Here is a 14477-nt window from a genome sequence, read left to right on the forward strand (position 1 = left end):
ATGAAAAAAACAGCCTCCGCATTTAACGGGGGCTGTTATATTTTTCTTTTAAGGCTTCCTCTACAACTTCCGGAACAAGATCAGATACATTCGCATGATACTTCGCGGCTTCTTTCACGATACTTGAACTTAAGAAGGAGTATTGATTGTTTGTCATCATAAAGAACGTTTCTACTTCATCATCTAACTTTTTGTTGATGGAAGCGATTTTCATCTCATATTCAAAATCAGATACAGCTCGAAGTCCTCTGAGAATTACATTGGCTCCTATATTTTTCACGTAATCAATTAAAAGTCCATTAAACGAGTCTACTTTTACGTTAGGAAACTGCTTAGTCACCTCTTTTAAAAGTACGATTCTTTCATCTACCGAAAACAATGGATCTTTGCTTTGATTATTTGCTACTACTACAATTACTTCGTCAAAAACAGTTGCGCCTCTTTTAATAATGTCCAAATGACCTCGCGTTACAGGGTCAAAGCTACCAGGACAGACCGCAGTCGTTGGCATAATCTTCACCTCATGAATTGTCTTAATGACGTTTAAAAATCGTTATCGTTGTTGTTTTTCCGTACGTTTCCTGTCGGATCATATGAAAACTCCCAATCTGTTCTGGAAGTGTAACATCAGTCCCATGTTCAGCTACAATACGCCCATCAGCAGAAAGCAGCTGCAACTTATCAATTTCCTCCATATCTTTCATTAACATCTGTTTGGCATATGGGGGATCAAGAAAAATCATATTAAACTGAAGCTCTCTTTTATGAAGCGCTTTCAATGCTCTCTTCGCGTCATTGCGATAGACTTCTGTTTTCTCATCATAGTTGCATTGTTTGATATTCTCTTTAATCGTATGTATGGCTTTCTGATCTTTATCGATAAAAATAAAGTGCTCCATCCCACGACTTAACGCTTCAAGCCCAAGTCCGCCGCTGCCTCCGTATAAATCTAAACCAACTCCCCCATCGAAAAAAGGGCCGATCATATTAAATATGGATTCTTTGATTTTATCTGTCGTTGGACGAGTAGTTGTACCCGGGACAGCTTTAAGTGGTCTTCCTTTACATTCTCCTGCAATTACTCTCACGTTTTTCACTCAATTCTTTATCCGTTTTCCCTTACTAATCCTATCACAAGTATTCGTGTATTCAAACAATCAAATCTTTTTCTTATAAGTATAAGGCAATTTAAATGAGGTCATACTACTTATAACAACATCAACGAACGATGTTGTTGCCAACCGCGGAGAAGACTTACTCCCCATAAGTTCTTCATCCGGTTTCTCCTCTCCCATCGCCTTTGAACAGAAGTGATTTTGTTTTAAAGGCAACCTGCAGTTTTTGCTGCAGGTTTTTTTCATGCTAAAAAAGCCTTTAAGCTCACAAATGATTGTGCTACATTGTTTTATAGAAAGGGGAATGAACGATGATTCAACGATTTATTGAGCTTGGAGAAGGGTATTCAGATCTTTATGAACTTCTAGAGATCATGGAAACTAACAAAGACCGTGTTTCACAGTTACTATGTCTAAAAGTTAAGAAAGAAGATAAAGTGTATTCGTCACTTGTTGTGGTCCTTCACCCAGCTTCACAGGGAAAGTTCCAGCCGCTATATATCTGTCGAGAAGGAGTTCCATATCCGTCTAAGCGGATTGATTTGTTTGAGGCAAAGGCCGCTGAATTAAATAAAGAAGTGATAACATTTGACGTAAAGCCCTCAACAGATTTTGCAGAAACGGAACTTTTCTTTCACTATTTAACCGGAATTTTACGATTAAATTATCTAATTCCACCTTTATCATAAATAGGCACGCATTCAAAAATTGTTGAAAAAGTCTTTATCATTCTACTCTTCATTTTCAAGTTGATCGGAGTGGAAGGTGCGTGCCAACCACATGATAATCTTCAAGCAAGGCATCCGACGAGGAAGCTCACAGCGGTAGCATTTGCTCGTAGACGCAGGAACAAGCATACTTTCATTGAAGCGGGACAGGTGAGACTTTTAATGGTGCATAACGCCTAGAAGGCTCACCGCACACCCGCGGAAAGCGAGCACCCGGAACGGAGCTCAACCTCTTTCATTGCCAACAAAGGAGCATAAAAAAGGCAGCTTTTTAATTAGCCTGCCTGTTTTTTAAATACCCATCTTATAATCATACTCTTTTGCTTTATCAACAATCTTGCTTTCATACTCTGTTTTAATCTCTTGTTTATGGGACCTTTTTACCTCTTTAACGAAATGCAATGATTCAAGCTTTGCTGCTACTTCATCTATTTTATTGCCATCACAATAAAGAACAGCGTATTTCAGCCTTCTTGACACATAATGAACATTGCCATAGCGTCTAAGCTGTTTAGAAAACTTTAAAGAATGAAGAAAAACAGAGAGTCCACGACGATTACCTATCATAAATAAAGCCCCTTTTATTATACTGTATTCAAACATCAACAAATCACTCATTAGGATGTGATGTATCTTGGACTTAAACACCATTTGGGAAAATTTTATTGATCGACTGAAACTTGATCCCGCAATCATTTTTGTTGAAAAGAAATTAATGGCCGGAATCCCTTTCTTATATGTAACTGTTTCTCCACATGTATCGATCGATCAGTCGACAGACGCTGTAAAAAAACATGCTGTAAAAGCAATGAAAGGGAAACGGCTAACTCTGAACCTCTATTTTGTCAGGTCCGAAGAAAATTTTTATGTGTATCGTATGCGATTTTTAGTTCCTCAAGAAAAAATGTTCTGCTGCGGAAACTTGTGTTTTGACTGCATACGATTTAAAGATAATTAATAAGCTTATGCACATCCACAAGATCCGCCTGAACCACATCCACCACTGCATGAACTCTCATCAAAAAATGGATTTCCTGTTGGGACTTTAATCTGCTGTGATACACTGTCAGCAATTATTCTGCTGCACTCCATTAATAAATTCTCAAGTTCTATTTCTGATTTTTTGAACTGAGCTATTGTTTCGTGAAAATCCAGTTCTCTTTTCAGGGTTCGAACTTGTGTAGAAACAGTATGAAAGTCAGGATGGTATTTTCCGAATCGCTGAACTTCATCATATTGCTCTTTCATTTTGGCAAAACGAGCAATCATTTTCTGTGCCTCAGCATCTTGCTCCAAAATATATTTTGACTCTCTATATGCAATTGCAACACTGGATTTAGAAACCATTTCAGCTAATGATAAAGATTCTTCCAGCAATACAACTTGGTCTAAACTCATACGTCACACCTCCCTTTAGGTATGAGGTTTCTTATCTATTATAGCGGATAATGAATGGAGTTAAAAGCATAGCTGTTTATTAGAAAAAATAAAACTCTTCTAAGCAAGAAGAGTTAATGAATGTGCACCACTATATTTTTCTTTAATCCGTAATTCGATCCATCCTTTTTCTTTAACTGCAACGTAATCTTGTGTTTACCAGGACTCATTTTATTTAGAATAAACATTGACTGATTGGCATTCATCTTCCATTTATTATTAACAAAAACCGCAATGTAACCATCCTGACTACCTGGAGTTTTAGCGAGGCTGCCTTGAAATGAGAACCTTGGAATGATATTTTCGATATAGATGCGCTGTTTTTTAACATGATAATTAACAGCCCAATCCTTCTCCATCAAAGGATAAAGAGATGCCACTACAGCTTTAGGTTGTATGGTTTCAGCTTTTTCGTATCTGTTTGTTTATTATTCAAAGTAAAAACTGTTACCATGAGAAGAGCTAGTAACCCAATTGCATAAATACTTTTTTCTTCTTGTTCATGAAAAAAACCACTCCTTCTAGAGATAGTTTTTTCCATTTTATATCACTTTATCCGTCATTCCCCATTATTTAATGGATCTGGCATGGGCTGAAAATCATTTGGAAAAGGAGCATCCTCTTGTTTCACTTCGCCCATTACAGAGATCAGTTCCATAAGCAATCCAAAGTTCTGCAGCTGCTGATGAAAACGATCTACTCTCTGACCAAATGTGCGGCCATAAAATACCTTTTGCCCCCTCTTCCAGTTCAGAAACTGAAAATGGGTTTCGACTTAGCTTTCTATACCACTCAGGCTTTTCTCTAATATAATATTTAAGGTCTGGCCTTGTGTTTAAGTACTCCAATATTTCTCTTCGCACACCGCACACATCCTTTTAATCTTTGTAAGAAGGATAATCGTTCATTCTATTTTCCGGCAGCTGGTTCGGTCTGTCAGACTGATTGTTAAATTGCTGTAATAATTCTTGAACGGCGTCCATAAGACTTCCAAATTGCGATAAATATTTCTGTACATCTGTAATTTGTAGTTTACTTAAACCAGCAACGATATCTCCAACAGTGAGATCGGTTCTTGTTTTTTGTGTATTTGAACGTTCTTCTTGCTTTTTTCATTTACTTCTTTTTCTTCAGCTTTTTCTTTTGCATATTGATTCCAGCTCTCGTGTTCTTCACCTAAAACAATCCAATCCTGATAAACTTCCTTCCAGGGCCTTTTATTCTTTTAACTTCCCTTATTAATTCAGGATGTTTGTGCACAAACTCCTTGAAACTTTCAATATCAGTCTTTACCACAGAATCCACCCCCAGCCATCCACTGACGAATCATGTTTTACTACATGATACATAAGTGCCCATAAATTGGTGCGCCCATTTTTAAAATAATTGCAAAGTTAATTCTGTTTACTTTATTCTCATCCGCCTAAAAAGGTACAATAAATAAAAAAAGATTGAGGGATACACCATTGGATATTAAAGAAGAGTGGAACGCGTTTATAGAGAACAGTACTATTCAAGAACAAGAGGCCATGAAACTATTTCTAAACAGCCTAAAGGCAAAAGAGAAAAAACAAGCCTTACACATATTGCTTCTTTATTACAGTTGAAAACAAAAAGGATTGATGATCACGTACTCGAGATGGAGATGCCAAATACACCGCTATTAGATAATTCAATCGGAATCGTGCATGGCGGGCTGACTGCAACTCTTTTAGATACATTAATGGGGACGATGGCAAGTCTAGTACCAGGAAATAAAAGAGGAGCTGTAACAGTTGAGCTAAAAGTAGACTTTCTAACACCAGGGGTTGGAGAGTTATTCATTTGCCGAGCAGAAGTGGTTCATAACGGCAGACAATTAGTTCGGATGGATGGAAAAGTCAGAAACGAAAAAGGAATTTTAATTGCATCTGCTACCGGTACGTTCTTTAAATTATCTGAATAAAAGGCAATAAAAAACATAGCAACTAAAAAAGAGCTGTACTCATTTTTTGAGTCAGCTCATCTTTTTACTTCATAGGAACTAAAAAATTTTGAGTGTAATATTTATTATCTACCCCTACACCTAAGTGAGTATATTCATCATTTAACATCGTGTTTCGATGGCCTTCACTGTTCATCCAGCCTTCTACAGCCGCTGCTGCATCTGTGTAATTAGCCGCAATGTTTTCTCCGGCTTGTAAAAATTTCACTTCTTTTTCCTGCAGCCTGTCAGAAAGTGTTCTGCCATCTTTGCTTTCATGCGAAAAATATTGTTGATCCAGCATATCTTTTGAGTGCATAAAAGCAACTTCTGACGTAAGCTCATCCCACTCCAGCGGGTTCTTAGCATATTTGAGTCTCACAATGTTAGTTAACTCAAATACTTGCTGTTCCTCTGATTGATCCACTTTCTTCTGCTCTTCTTCCGTTAATTGTTGAACTGGCGGCAGATCTCCTCGATAAACGATTGAATATGGTCTTTGCTTTAATAAAACATCTGAAGTTGTATACCTGACACTCGATAACTTATTAGTAAACTTGTCAAAATAAAGTTGCACCCAAACTTTTTCTCCTACTTTAATTAAAGGTCTAAGCATAACCTCTTGTTCAGACAGTTCGAATCTAAAAAGTCTTCTCCATCATTAATTGTGATATCACTTTCTATCGGGTATTTCTGAATGATTTTGTTTGAATCTTCACCTATAGTAAATGGATTTGTATTGACTTCAGATCCAATGACAAACAACGTTACTACTTTTCCGTTTTCCACACCTGCTTGAAGGTATCCTTTTGGACTTTTATTTCCGTAGATATACCATTCGTATCCATAACTGGATGGATCAATCCTTTCAGGTTCACCCCACTGTTTTTCAAATGCAGCTATATCTTTGCCTATCCAATTGGACACAGCGTCATCAGGAATTTTCACCGACTCTTCTATGTATTCAATTTTCGTTTTAGGTTCTTGTTCTTGAAGCGAAAATTCCGGCAGCAGATCATAAAAAAATATACCAATTAAAATAAGTACGGATAGGAAAAAAGTCACCAATCCTCGCATAATGGTTCCCCCTATGTGTTTCATCTAATCTTAGTTTAGCATAGAGAGATTCGCTTTGGATTATTGGTTTAAAAAATAAGCAGCTCCAAATATAATTTGGGCTGCTCTAGGTGTAGTATGCTATTTGACATAATTTATTGTAATTGATCTCTTTGATCAGAAACTTCGGATAGCGTATGGCCTGCAGCAGAATTGCTTTCTTTAGCTAATGATAAGTCTCCTAAAGAGATAATACCAACAAGTTTATTGTTCTCAACGATTGGTAGTCTTCTTATTTGCTTTTCTGCCATGAGTTCAGCAGCTTCTTGAACAGTCATATCTGCTGACCCTGTATATAAATGGTCACTCATAACATCTGTAACCCTTGCAGATCCAGGACGCTTTTCAGCTACCCCTCGAATCACAATATCGCGGTCTGTGATGACACCTATTACCTGATCGTTTTCGCAAACAGGGATAACGCCTACGTTGTCGTTCTTCATCTTCACAGCTACTTCATACACATTGTCTTGAGGAGTAACATAGTCTACATTTTTTGTCATAATATCGCTTATTTTCTTCAAAATGATTACCTCCAGATTAATCGAATTTCTTCTTCCTTATGCTTTACGAAAGAAAAACAAATATGCATCGTTTTGACAATGATTGCATCTTTAGCGCTTTCATAATATCATTAAGAAGTGATTATTATTTCTTTATTGAATTCCTAGGAGGTTTCACAATGAAATTTGAAGAAAGCGGCTTAAACGGGAAGGTTATTGAATTCTCACTTTTAGAACATGTGATGGATAGCCATGGAATGATCCGCGCAGGCCAATGGGACTATGAGCGTATTACATACGATTACAAATTTGAAGATATGACGAATGGCGATGTTTATTATTTCCGATTCCCTTGTCATGTCATTGAAGCAGAAACAGAAACACCTCATGCAAAGGTTGAACTTGGAACACCTTATTTAGGAAAACACTATTATCCGCATGGTGTTGAGTATGACGAAGAATTTCCTAAACACGTTGTTAACCAATGCAACAAATTAATCGAAGCGTTACATAGCGAATTGCACGTATAAAAAAATCCCTCAGCGATGAGGGATTTTTTCTATTCTGCTGCACGATCTGCTGAATGAGAGGAATACCCTTCAAAAAGACGGCCTCCATATGGAGCGATTACATCATCGACAAATTGAATAACCCCTGTCTTTGTACGGCTTGAATAGTATTTATCAAATACAGAAGCAAATTGTTCAGCAAATGTTTCATTGTATTCTTTCAAAGCTCTAAGAATCCACTTTCCTTCTCCAATCCAATGTCCGTTAACACGCAAAACAAATTCATGTGTGTGATCTGCAAGTTTAGAAACTATAAATAGATCTTCTAGAGCGTTTGTTGAACCCTCGAGGTCGTTCAGAAGGTCTGTCAAATGATAACGGGCTTGTTCGATCTCAACCGTTTTCCAGGGAGTAGGTCCAGCTTTTAATAACTGAAGAGCTTCGTTTTTGATTCGTGATGCATGTCCTTTATCACATAAGATAATACCTTCAGCACACATTTGCGGAAGAGATGGCCTTGCTCGATCTATGTTTTGTTTAAAAGTTTTTGTATGTAAACATGTTATGAACGAAAACTTCAATCGGCCAATCATACTCCGTAAGTGATTCACGGTATGATTCTCCTACTGAACTATCAATGATAATAATATCTAAATCTGAACTTTCCGTTTCTTCTCCTCTAACTACACTTCCAGCCAAATATGCGACTTCACAGTTCGGATAGTGAGACTCTATAAATTTTTTGGCTGCTTGTCTTGCGCTGATTCTCATGGTATCTCTTCCCCTTCTTTACTTGGCTTTTCATTATATATTCTACATGAACAGTGTTTTTTCTTTTTTTACAAACAAAAAAATAACCAGCAAGTGCCGGTTATTTTAATTCAGGGTTTAAACGATTGTTTTGTCTTTTTATCATGTCCAGATCCGCTTTATCACGAATACGTTCCTTTTTAACCCATCTGTAAAAGATTAAACCAAGTACGAATGCATAAATGACTTCTTGGAAAATTTTCATCGTAACACCGCCGACATGCTGATCTTCTTTTGGTGTCATCGTTTCAAACAATTGTGGTACGTTCCTGTATGTTTCATAAAGCTGAAAATCAGCAAACATAATCAGAGCACATGCAGGTGTCATTAATACACCGTTGGCAAAGACGTATCCAATTTTTTTAATATCCGACAACGAATCAAGCTCTTTTACCGGACAAAGAACTGGCCACCACATCGTGAAAGCAGTTAGAAGCAGTAAGGCATGATAGCTATAATGAATAACAGGGTTTGAAACAGCTGCATCAAACACTAGTGGAATATGATACAGAGAGAATACGGTATTAAAAACGAGTAACGCAATTAGCGGTTTCGTTAGAAAATGAAAAATACGAGTTAAAACAGATTTCTTACTCAACCAGCTGCTCCACTTTACTTCAGGAACTGAAAGAATCATGAGTGGTGCAATCATTAAATATAGGACAGCCATCTGTACCATATGTACACTAAATAAGTAATTGTGCCCTAAAACTTGTACAGGAGTACCTTTAATAATAATTAATAATACTAATGCAGCTGACATTGCTGCTTTTTGCCATCCATTTGCTAAGTTCTCGGCCTTATTCCCACGAATGATCCATCGGAAGTAAACAAAAGCAAGAATAATTGCCACAATATATATAAAAGGCGGATATAGTTCGTACCAGCTATAGTCACTTAAACTAGTATGATGAACATGGTGATTATGGTGCATGTCTGTCATCTCCTTTTAGAAAGTACCCGATATTACTATACCAGTCTTTTGGGTACTTGTAATGGAATTATAGTGACAATTCGTAATTTTGTAACATGTAAAAAGGGCTGCATACTAGATGCAGCCCTTCCTTGATTACGATGTCCAAATAAGTCCCATTAAGGAAGCTACTGTAATTGCTGCAACAAGTATACCACTTGCCATGCCCCAGATTGGGAAGTCATGTCCTTTGTGGCTTAAGTGCATCCAAACATATAGCTGGAAGAATACTTGAACAACAGCCAATGTAAGAATAAACAATACAGCAAACGAATCGCTGATTTTGTCACTCCAGATCGCAAAAAACGCAACGATCGTTAAAAGAATCATCATGATAAAAGAAACGTTATGATGCTTACGCTCCTCTTTCAAGGCAAGTTTACGCTGAATCTCCTCGTGACGATGAACGGTAGTTTCAGGGTTCTGTTGGTGATTAGCCATGAGTTTAACCTACCTTTCCCATTAGATAAACAACTGTAAAGATGAATACCCATACAACATCGACAAAGTGCCAATATAGAGCAAACAAATAATACTTAGGTGCGTTAGCTAATGTAATACCTCTGTTCCAGTTTCTAGCCAGCAATGTTGTGATCCAAAGAATCCCAAACAATACGTGGGCTCCGTGGAAACCAACTAGTGTATAGAAAGCAGAACCGAATGCAGAGCTAGTAAATGTATGTCCTTCATGAACATAATGTATGAATTCATAAATTTCTAAACCTAGGAATCCAAGACCTAATAATAATGTTACGAGAAACCAGCCTTGCAAAGAACGTACTTTGTTTTGTTTTAATGAAAGTACTGCATACACACTCGTTAGTGAGCTTGTTAGAAGCAGCATTGTTGCTAAAAATACTAATGGCAGTGAGAATAATTCTGCCCCAGATGGACCATCTAAATGCATATTTCTAAGACCAAGATACGTCCCAAAAAGTGTTGCAAATAGTACAGTCTCTCCACCAAGAAACAGCCAGAATCCTAAAAATTTATTTTTACCTTCAAGGGTAGCTTTTTCAGGATGAGCAGGGAAATTAGCATCTGTTAAACGTTCTCCAGCATTCATTAAGCTCTACCCCCTTTAATGTCTGCTTCAACTTCTTCTTTATGAATATGATAACCATGATCATCAATAACAGAACGTAGGAACATTGTGATTAACACGAGTCCTAAACCAGCCCCTGCTACGATCCAGTTCGCATAGATGAAGCCAAATCCAGAAATAAACATGCCTAGAGATAAAATAAATGGTAGAATTGATCCATTTGGCATGTGAATTTCTCCTACAGGTTCTGCAGGTGTCATTTCTCCGTTACCAGCTGTTTTTTCAACATACAATGCATCAAGACCACGAACAAGTGGAGTTTGTGCAAAGTTGTACTCTGGTGTTGGAACTGGCATAGCCCACTCTAACGTACGGCCATCCCAAGGATCTTTTGTTGTTGCATATTTAGATGACGCTGAAATAATGATGTTGATGAAAAGAACAATTGTTCCAACACCCATTAAGATAGCACCGATCGTACTTACAAAGTTTGCTCCGTCAAGTTCTTGTCCAGACATATATGTATAAACACGTCTAGGCATACCCATTAGTCCTAACCAGTGCTGCGGGAAGAACGTTAAGTGAAACCCAATAAAGAACAGCCAGAAATTCCATTTTCCAAGTGTTTCATTTAAAACGCGGTTAAACATTCTTGGGTACCAATAGTATAACCCTGAAAATAAACCTAAAATCAGACCACCAACGATTACATAGTGGAAGTGAGCTACTACAAAGTAACTATCGTGGTACTGATAGTCAGCTGCAGGAACAGAAAGCATAACCCCTGTAACCCCACCCATTACGAAAGTTGGTACGAATCCTACTGCAAAAAGCATTGCTGTAGAGAAACGAATTTGTCCGCCCCACATTGTGAAGATCCAGTTAAAGATTTTTACACCAGTAGGAATTGCGATTGCCATAGTTGCTACGGCAAAAATAGAGTTTGCTACAGGCCCTAAACCAACAGTAAACATGTGGTGAACCCAAACCATGAATCCTAAAAATCCAATTAAAACTGTTGCAAAAACCATCGCGCTGTAACCGAACAAGCGCTTATTTGAGAATGTAGAAATAACTTCAGAGATAATACCAAATGCAGGTAGAATCAAAATGTATACTTCCGGGTGACCAAAGATCCAGAAAATGTGTTCCCAGATTAAAATATTACCACCCATGTCTGGATTAAAGAAATTAGCATCAAATACACGTTCGAACATAAGAAGGAAGAATCCAACTGTAAGTGCAGGGAATGCGAATAAGATAAGTCCAGAAGTAACAAATGATGCCCAAGTAAACAACGGCATACGCATAAACGTCATTCCCGGTGCACGCATGTTAATGATCGTTACAAGGAAGTTAATTCCCCCTGCAAGTGTTCCTGCCCCAGCGATCTGAAGACCAAGGACATAGAAATCTACCCCAGTATCCTCAGCTACCGTTGATAGAGGTGCATAAGCTGTCCATCCAGCTTCAGGAGCGCCACCTAAGAACCAGCTTAAGTTTAAGAGCACTCCTCCGAAGAAGAATAACCAAAAACCGACTGCGTTTACATATGGAAACGCTACGTCACGAGCTCCTAACTGTAAAGGAACGATCGCATTCATAAATCCGAAGATGATCGGCATGGCTGCCAAGAAGATCATCGTCGTTCCATGCATGGTTAATAATTGATTATAAAGTTCACCAGTGAAAATCTTGCTATCTGGTTCCATTAATTGAATACGCATTAATATAGCTTCGAGTCCTCCAATTAAGAAGAAGAAGCCACCTGCCAAAAGATACAAAATACCGATCTTTTTATGGTCAACGGTAGTGAGCCAATCCATTAACCCACTTCTCTTTTTGTGACTTTCGTGAGTTGCCACGGTGTAACCTCCTTTTTTGCAATGCTTAAGACTATTTCAATTTAAGACCTAACAAGTAATCTGCAACTGCATCAACTTCCTCATCAGAAAGGTTAACCTTAGGCATGCTATTGCCTGGTTTTACTTCTTGAGGATCCTTGATCCATTTCTTCAGATTATCTTTGTCATGTTCTAAGATCCCTGCAATACGGTCTTTATCCCCAAAACCAGTTAAGCTAGGGCCTGTGTTACCACCGTTTTGTCCAACAGCGTGACAAGATAAACAGTTCTTTTCAAAGACTTGTTGTCCGTTAGCATTAGCAGAAGATTTATCGTCAGCCGCTTTAAAGCCCGCAACCCAATTCTTATAGTCTTCTTTAGAAACTACTCTAACTTTGAAATCCATTAATGCATGTGATGCACCACAAAGCTCAGCACATTTCCCTTTATACACAACATCTGTCTGGCTTCCAGTTTCAAACCACATATAGTTCTTGTTTTTATCACCAGGGTTTGTATCTGTTTTACCAGCAAGTGAAGGAATCCAGAAAGAGTGAATAACATCAGCAGATGATAATTCAACGTGTACTTTTGTATCTGCAGGCAAAACTAACTCCTGAGATGTAATAAGTTCTTCTTTCGATACTCAAACTCCCACCAGTATTGGTGTCCCGTAACTTTAATGCTTAATTCATTCTTTGATGCTGGTTTTGCATCTGCAGAGAATTCAAACGTTCTCATAACAGTTGGTACAGCTAAGATGATAAGCAAAAGAATCGGAATAACTGTCCATAATAATTCAAGCATGTGGTTACCTTCCACTTGCTTAGGTGTAGAGTTATCACCCTTTTTCTTTCTAAACTTCAATAATACGAATGCATAAAGAACGAAAACTACCACTAGAACCAGAATCATAATACTAATAGAGATCAGCATCAGCTGGAACTGTTTGTCAGCAACTTCACCTTGCGGAATTAAAGCCGATAGAGTCGGATCTCCGCACCCCATCAAAAGAAGAGCCAACATGGCAAATAAGGAAAGAAAACGCCCTTTTTGTAGCCATTTTTTCATCACTACATATACCCCACTTTCTCGTTGTAGTCTGTTTTGACTGAATGTTCTTTCTATTCAATTCAAATAAATGTTTATTTGAATGGAAATAGCTAAATAGCTTTTTATGAAAGCCCTTTTATGTAAAGGCAATTACAGGAACAGCACAATTCAAGCGCTGTTCCGGTAAGAATTTCTATATGTTTACTAGAATCATGGCTACAAACATAATCGTCATGTAGTTCAAGGAGTACACAAACATCATACGAGCCCATTTTATATCATCTTTCGTCTTTAACCCTGAAAGTGCTAGGATCAGCCAGCCCGTTCCTAAAACGGCAGCCAAGACTAAATAGACAACACCAAAGTCGAACAGGTAAAGAGACACTGGTATCAAAGCCGCCACATACCAAATCATCTGACGTTTGGTAAGTGCAAATCCGGATACAACCGGAAGCATTGGAATACCTGCATTTCTATAATCCTCACAGCGCTTCATAGCAAGAGCTAAAAAGCGAGGCGGCTGCCATAAGAACATAATTAAAAATAAAATCCAAGCAACCCAGTGAAGATTTGCGTCAACTGCGGCCCAACCGATTAGCGGCGGTACTGCACCTGATATACCTCCGACAACCGTATTAATAGAGTGGGTGCGTTTTAACCACATCGTATATACAACAACATATACGAAGAGTCCGATGAGTCCTATTACAGCTGCAGTTAGAGTCGTCATAGCCAGCATAACTGTCCCGATTGCGGATAGAATAATACCAACCCATAGTACTTGACTCGGATTGATTCTGCCAGTCACTGTCGGACGCTCAATCGTTCGTTCCATAAGCTGATCAATATCTCTATCAATATAGTTATTTAAACAGCAGCCTCCCGCTATAACTAATGCTGCACCTAATACACAAAGAATTAAGGTAACGATGTTCTCTGAAAATAATAAATCATTATATTTTAAGGCCAAGAAAAATCCTGCGAATGTCGTGATTAAGTTACTCATAACGATTCCAAGTTTTGCAATGGTCAAAAAATCTTTCCAGGTGCCTGTCGGGTTCGCTTCTGAAAGCGGTCCAGGTTCCATTACTTTGTTAGCGGCTTCATATGCAGTTGAAGTCTTGCTCAACAGATACACCTCCTTTTTTAGAGTAAAATGTTCCAAATCTTTCTTTTGTTGTTATTTAAGCCCTCATTCATTCTATATGGGCTTGACTCTAAAATCAACGGTAAAAAAATGTCTTTATCTGTTCACAATATGTAAAGTAGAACGTTTTACCTATATGATAGGATAGTGATATATAAAGAAAATGTCCTCTAACATTATAAAACAAAACAAGTGCTTTGTATACTTCGACTAATATAGACAACTTCTTATATT

General features: G+C 37.9%; 20 protein-coding genes and 3 pseudogenes. 4 read left to right on the forward strand and 19 right to left on the reverse strand.

Annotated elements, in window-relative coordinates; all coding sequences use genetic code 11:
- Nucleotides 1–22: 22 nt before the first annotated feature.
- Nucleotides 23–511, reverse strand: coding sequence for a pantetheine-phosphate adenylyltransferase (coaD, locus tag ACEWFH_RS13670; protein WP_473724430.1), 489 nt, complete (start codon nt 509–511; stop codon nt 23–25).
- 22 nt (nt 512–533) lie between these two features.
- A complete protein-coding gene (gene rsmD, locus ACEWFH_RS13675) occupies nt 534–1088 on the reverse strand; it encodes a 16S rRNA (guanine(966)-N(2))-methyltransferase RsmD (protein WP_473724431.1) in 555 nt (184 codons plus the stop codon).
- A gap of 338 nt (nt 1089–1426) precedes the next feature.
- Between rsmD and ACEWFH_RS13680 the strand changes: the two genes are divergently transcribed.
- The gene (locus ACEWFH_RS13680) at nt 1427–1804 is read left to right on the forward strand and encodes a DUF7147 family protein (RefSeq protein ID WP_473724432.1); all 378 of its coding nucleotides are present in this window, start codon (nt 1427–1429) and stop codon (nt 1802–1804) included.
- Between the two features lie 330 nt (nt 1805–2134).
- Here ACEWFH_RS13680 and ACEWFH_RS13685 read toward each other — a convergent pair whose 3' ends face one another.
- Nucleotides 2135–2410, reverse strand: a complete 276-nt coding sequence (locus ACEWFH_RS13685) for a YlbG family protein (RefSeq protein ID WP_473724433.1) — start codon at nt 2408–2410, stop codon at nt 2135–2137.
- A 67-nt stretch (nt 2411–2477) separates the two neighbouring features.
- On the opposite strand from ACEWFH_RS13685, the gene ACEWFH_RS13690 reads away from it, so the two are divergent.
- On the forward strand, nt 2478–2801 hold the full coding sequence (locus ACEWFH_RS13690) for a hypothetical protein (protein ID WP_473724434.1): 324 nt from the start codon (nt 2478–2480) through the stop codon (nt 2799–2801).
- Nucleotides 2802–2806: 5 nt separating this feature from the next.
- Here the strand turns inward: ACEWFH_RS13690 and ACEWFH_RS13695 are convergent, their stop codons facing one another.
- From ACEWFH_RS13695 to ylbD, 5 genes and pseudogenes are all read right to left on the reverse strand, one after another.
- Nucleotides 2807–3241, reverse strand: coding sequence for a YlbF/YmcA family competence regulator (locus ACEWFH_RS13695; RefSeq protein ID WP_473724435.1), 435 nt, complete (start codon nt 3239–3241; stop codon nt 2807–2809).
- A 113-nt stretch (nt 3242–3354) separates the two neighbouring features.
- Nucleotides 3355–3660, reverse strand: coding sequence for a hypothetical protein (locus ACEWFH_RS13700; RefSeq protein WP_473724436.1), 306 nt, complete (start codon nt 3658–3660; stop codon nt 3355–3357).
- Nucleotides 3661–3879: 219 nt separating this feature from the next.
- Complete coding sequence (locus ACEWFH_RS13705; RefSeq protein ID WP_473724437.1) at nt 3880–4152, reverse strand: YlbE-like family protein; 273 nt, start codon at nt 4150–4152, stop codon at nt 3880–3882.
- 6 nt (nt 4153–4158) lie between these two features.
- Nucleotides 4159–4338: pseudogene (locus ACEWFH_RS13710) on the reverse strand (hypothetical protein); the annotation flags it as partial.
- Nucleotides 4317–4493 (reverse strand): annotated as a pseudogene (gene ylbD / locus ACEWFH_RS13715) (spore coat protein YlbD); the annotation flags it as partial. The pseudogenes ACEWFH_RS13710 and ylbD, both read right to left, overlap by 22 nt.
- A gap of 270 nt (nt 4494–4763) precedes the next feature.
- Between ylbD and ACEWFH_RS13720 the strand changes: the two are divergent.
- A complete protein-coding gene (locus tag ACEWFH_RS13720) occupies nt 4764–5225 on the forward strand; it encodes a PaaI family thioesterase (RefSeq protein ID WP_473724438.1) in 462 nt (153 codons plus the stop codon).
- A gap of 64 nt (nt 5226–5289) precedes the next feature.
- Here the strand turns inward: ACEWFH_RS13720 and ACEWFH_RS13725 are convergent, their stop codons facing one another.
- The 3 genes from ACEWFH_RS13725 to ACEWFH_RS13735 form a co-directional block, all read right to left on the reverse strand.
- Complete coding sequence (locus tag ACEWFH_RS13725; protein ID WP_473724439.1) at nt 5290–5859, reverse strand: CAP domain-containing protein; 570 nt, start codon at nt 5857–5859, stop codon at nt 5290–5292.
- Entirely contained in the window at nt 5844–6320 is a 477-nt protein-coding gene (locus ACEWFH_RS13730) for a CAP-associated domain-containing protein (RefSeq protein WP_473724440.1), read from the reverse strand. The genes ACEWFH_RS13725 and ACEWFH_RS13730 overlap by 16 nt, the downstream gene beginning before the upstream one ends.
- A gap of 134 nt (nt 6321–6454) precedes the next feature.
- Nucleotides 6455–6883 (reverse strand): CBS domain-containing protein, encoded by a 429-nt coding sequence (locus tag ACEWFH_RS13735; protein ID WP_473724441.1) that lies wholly within the window; start codon nt 6881–6883, stop codon nt 6455–6457.
- Nucleotides 6884–7041: 158 nt separating this feature from the next.
- On the opposite strand from ACEWFH_RS13735, the gene ACEWFH_RS13740 reads away from it, so the two are divergent.
- Nucleotides 7042–7392, forward strand: a complete 351-nt coding sequence (locus tag ACEWFH_RS13740) for a YugN family protein (protein ID WP_473724442.1) — start codon at nt 7042–7044, stop codon at nt 7390–7392.
- Nucleotides 7393–7421: 29 nt separating this feature from the next.
- On the opposite strand, the gene ACEWFH_RS13745 is transcribed toward ACEWFH_RS13740, so the two are convergent.
- The 8 genes and pseudogenes from ACEWFH_RS13745 to cyoE form a co-directional block, all read right to left on the reverse strand.
- Nucleotides 7422–7982: a hypothetical protein gene (locus tag ACEWFH_RS13745; protein ID WP_473724443.1), complete on the reverse strand. Its 561-nt coding sequence runs from the start codon at nt 7980–7982 to the stop codon at nt 7422–7424.
- Entirely contained in the window at nt 7909–8142 is a 234-nt protein-coding gene (locus ACEWFH_RS13750) for a nucleotidyltransferase domain-containing protein (protein WP_473724444.1), read from the reverse strand. The genes ACEWFH_RS13745 and ACEWFH_RS13750 overlap by 74 nt, the downstream gene beginning before the upstream one ends.
- 100 nt (nt 8143–8242) lie before the next feature.
- Nucleotides 8243–9115: a cytochrome c oxidase assembly protein gene (locus ACEWFH_RS13755; protein WP_473724445.1), complete on the reverse strand. Its 873-nt coding sequence runs from the start codon at nt 9113–9115 to the stop codon at nt 8243–8245.
- Between the two features lie 135 nt (nt 9116–9250).
- The gene (locus ACEWFH_RS13760) at nt 9251–9595 is read right to left on the reverse strand and encodes a cytochrome C oxidase subunit IV family protein (protein WP_289495816.1); all 345 of its coding nucleotides are present in this window, start codon (nt 9593–9595) and stop codon (nt 9251–9253) included.
- A 4-nt stretch (nt 9596–9599) separates the two neighbouring features.
- Nucleotides 9600–10220, reverse strand: a complete 621-nt coding sequence (locus ACEWFH_RS13765; RefSeq protein WP_473724446.1) for a cytochrome c oxidase subunit 3 — start codon at nt 10218–10220, stop codon at nt 9600–9602.
- Nucleotides 10220–12064, reverse strand: coding sequence for a cytochrome c oxidase subunit I (gene ctaD / locus ACEWFH_RS13770; protein ID WP_473724447.1), 1845 nt, complete (start codon nt 12062–12064; stop codon nt 10220–10222). The genes ACEWFH_RS13765 and ctaD overlap by 1 nt, the downstream gene beginning before the upstream one ends.
- A gap of 31 nt (nt 12065–12095) precedes the next feature.
- A pseudogene (coxB, locus tag ACEWFH_RS13775) lies at nt 12096–13114 on the reverse strand (cytochrome c oxidase subunit II).
- A 175-nt stretch (nt 13115–13289) separates the two neighbouring features.
- A complete protein-coding gene (cyoE, locus tag ACEWFH_RS13780; protein ID WP_473727303.1) occupies nt 13290–14183 on the reverse strand; it encodes a heme o synthase in 894 nt (297 codons plus the stop codon).
- Nucleotides 14184–14477: the final 294 nt, after the last annotated feature.

It is taken from the genome of Fictibacillus sp. EA-CB0309 (assembly GCF_055814265.1).

Coding starts and splice junctions, on each gene's coding strand:
- cyoE (WP_473727303.1), bottom strand. CDS start 14,183: ATGGAACCTGGACCGCTTTCAGAAGCGAACCCGACAGGCACCTGGAAA.
- ACEWFH_RS13725 (WP_473724439.1), bottom strand. CDS start 5,859: ATGCTTAGACCTTTAATTAAAGTAGGAGAAAAAGTTTGGGTGCAACTT.
- ACEWFH_RS13760 (WP_289495816.1), bottom strand. CDS start 9,595: ATGGCTAATCACCAACAGAACCCTGAAACTACCGTTCATCGTCACGAG.
- ACEWFH_RS13755 (WP_473724445.1), bottom strand. CDS start 9,115: ATGCACCATAATCACCATGTTCATCATACTAGTTTAAGTGACTATAGC.
- ACEWFH_RS13730 (WP_473724440.1), bottom strand. CDS start 6,320: ATGCGAGGATTGGTGACTTTTTTCCTATCCGTACTTATTTTAATTGGT.
- ACEWFH_RS13695 (WP_473724435.1), bottom strand. CDS start 3,241: ATGAGTTTAGACCAAGTTGTATTGCTGGAAGAATCTTTATCATTAGCT.
- coaD (WP_473724430.1), bottom strand. CDS start 511: ATGCCAACGACTGCGGTCTGTCCTGGTAGCTTTGACCCTGTAACGCGA.
- ACEWFH_RS13685 (WP_473724433.1), bottom strand. CDS start 2,410: ATGATAGGTAATCGTCGTGGACTCTCTGTTTTTCTTCATTCTTTAAAG.
- ACEWFH_RS13680 (WP_473724432.1), top strand. CDS start 1,427: ATGATTCAACGATTTATTGAGCTTGGAGAAGGGTATTCAGATCTTTAT.
- ACEWFH_RS13765 (WP_473724446.1), bottom strand. CDS start 10,220: ATGAATGCTGGAGAACGTTTAACAGATGCTAATTTCCCTGCTCATCCT.
- ACEWFH_RS13740 (WP_473724442.1), top strand. CDS start 7,042: ATGAAATTTGAAGAAAGCGGCTTAAACGGGAAGGTTATTGAATTCTCA.
- ACEWFH_RS13750 (WP_473724444.1), bottom strand. CDS start 8,142: ATGAGAATCAGCGCAAGACAAGCAGCCAAAAAATTTATAGAGTCTCAC.